The following is a 2,566-nucleotide window of genomic DNA, read 5'->3' as shown; positions in this document are numbered from 1 at the left end:
AAGCGTGACTACTCGTTTGTTAAAGGTAAAGCTAGCCTAGTTACCTTAGAAGGTCGTATAAAAGTTGACTACTCCGGATATAAAAAACACTTAGAATTGATTCATTCAGGTATAGCCAAAATAGGTGCAGCAATAATTTGCTATGCTGAAAAAACCAAGACTTACTATTTACTAGTAAGCTTAGAGTTGGAGCTACCCGAACTTAAACCTGAAGCGATTAAACGTGTTGTTGGTGTGGATGTAGGTCAGCGCTATCTAGCCGTAACCTTTGATACGAATAAAACAGCTGGTTTCTTTTCTGGCAAGTCAGTAATTCATAGAGCTAATCGTTACTATAAAACGAAACAAACTCTACAGCGAAAAGGCACTCGTTCCGCTACCAGAAGGTTGATAGTATTGTCACAACGAGAGAGACGGTTTAACGCTGATATTAATCACTGTATTGCCAAACGTGTCGTGATTTCTGGCTCATTGATTGGTCTAGAAAATATTACCCATAATCGTGATCAAATTAAGCCAATACAACTAGGGCATGAACCATCTAAAAAAAACTGTCAAGCCCATAGGAATAAAAGGATTTGGGAGTTTACTAAGTTACATTACTTCATTGACTATAAAGCCGTTTTGGGTGGCGCTTTAGCGATTAGAGTTGATGCTGATTTTACTTCCCAGTCATGTCCCCGTTGTGGTCACACCAGTAAAGCCAATCGACCCAATAATGGATTAGATTTTGATTGCATGGCTTGTGGATACAAACTACATGCTGATTTAGTCGGAGCCAAGAATATCGCACTGAGAACGCTCCTCTTGAGGCAAGACTTTGAGAGGACGGGGCGACTTTCAACCGTCCCTGATGTGTCCCAGGATGAAACCAAAACTCTAGACTGAGGGGATTGCCAAAGGCTAGCCTATCTCGGAACTTAGATTGGAGGTGGACTGTAGACACAATCCCTTTGCCAACACCAGGTGTACTCGATGAGAGTACTCGATCAGGCAGGGGTAGTTGAAATAATTACCGATACTATTTCTCCCTTTGCGTCAACTGAGCTTTTAAAACCCGCGATCAGCCCTCAGCGATTAGCTTTGGGCTGAGTGTTATCTATTTAACCGTTATTTATTCGTTATCATCTCAAGGGGTGACAACAAGGCTACAAAGCACTCTGGATAAGGGACTTAGCGTTAAGTCCCCGCTTGAAATAGAGAGATTTGTGAGGTTTGAGACTCATCAGAGATTTGGCTAAATCCGACCAAATTTTGAGAGATTGAATCCAATCGGGACCGTGCAATCCCATCCAAAAAAAACTATGTCGCTCCGTTGAACGTTCTGATTCGGTGGGACGACAAATATACTCACTCACTCCCAGATTTTTTAAAGCAACTCCAAGTAAAGTTGCCAAAGTATAAGCGATGGAAATGAGCAAAATAATGGCTTTTAAGCGACGCTCACTAACCTTTGTATTTTCGAGATTATAACCTCCAGTTTTTAAATCTCGAAACATAGTTTCAATACCCCATCGAGCCTGATAGCAGGATAAAGTCCGTGGAAGACTATCAAGACTTGTGAGAATATACCAAGGTTCTTTACTTGCTCGACTCCGATATTGACGTTTCCAATAAGCCCCTAGATTAAAGTTTCCCAACTGATGGGCTTTTGTGCAAGAAATATTTGAGTAAAATCGAGAAAATCCCGGTTGAATTCCTAAATCTTTGAGGGGTCGATAAACAGCATCATCATCTTGAATACAAGTGCCCTTTTTCTGACGTAAAGCAAAGTCTACATTCCTCTCCTCCAGCCACTTAGCCAGTTGGACACTATGAAATTCTCGGTCTCCTAATAGGAGTACAGGATAAGAACGCAATAGCCTTAAGACCGGAGTTATAACTTTTTTTTGCTCTGGCAAACTGCTGTTCCCTCGTTTTGGTAAAAGTTGCCAATATACAGGAATTGCATGATGACCCCAAGCTAAGCTTAACACCATTAAATTCCGGTCTTGCCATTGAGTTCTATCGAGGATTAATAGCAGATATCCTTGATGCATGAGCTTCAGCTTTTTCCTTCGTCTTATCTGTTTTCGATTAGAGATATGAGGACGAAACTCTTGTTTTAAAATTTGCTTGATAATAGGAAACCATAAGAGCTTAGCACTTAACTGAGGTAAATTCAAAAACCTCTGAATATTCCGAACACGACTTTCATATTTTATCGGTTGTGGGAACAGGTTGGCTAAGCAAGATAAACGGACATTACGATGACTTTGCAATAGCAAAATTAGCAATTGTAGAGTCAGATATTGGCAAGGAGTCAGATGAGTCTCGAAGACAGTCTGGTAGAATTGAGGAAACATATATGATTGTGGGGGGGTCACGAACGCCCCCTGATTTTTGTAAGTCTTGGGCTGGCTTAAACCCCTATTCTCTCTAGTTTACAGCTTTCTTGTCACCCCTTGAGAGTTTATTTATACGTAAGAACTTCAGTTGAAAAAAGTTCGCGGCAAGCACCAGCGAACTCTCGGTCAACTAAGTATTTTTACTCGGATTATATTAGAGAATTTGCGATCGCCTTTGG

General features: G+C 40.9%; 2 protein-coding genes. One reads left to right on the top strand and one right to left on the bottom strand.

The window, feature by feature from the left end; genetic code table 11:
• Window positions 1-888 (top strand): transposase (locus F6K51_RS36055; RefSeq protein ID WP_293030668.1); only part of this gene is annotated, 888 nt, incomplete at its 5' end.
• Window positions 889-1,148: 260 nt separating this feature from the next.
• On the opposite strand, the gene F6K51_RS36050 is transcribed toward F6K51_RS36055, so the two are convergent.
• A complete protein-coding gene (locus tag F6K51_RS36050) occupies window positions 1,149-2,345 on the bottom strand; it encodes an IS4 family transposase (RefSeq protein ID WP_075902327.1) in 1,197 nt (398 codons plus the stop codon).
• Window positions 2,346-2,566: the final 221 nt, after the last annotated feature.

It is taken from the genome of Moorena sp. SIO3I8, from assembly GCF_010692325.1.
In the GTDB taxonomy this organism is placed as follows: domain Bacteria; phylum Cyanobacteriota; class Cyanobacteriia; order Cyanobacteriales; family Coleofasciculaceae; genus Moorena.
This window is presented reverse-complemented; position numbering and strand designations above follow the sequence as displayed.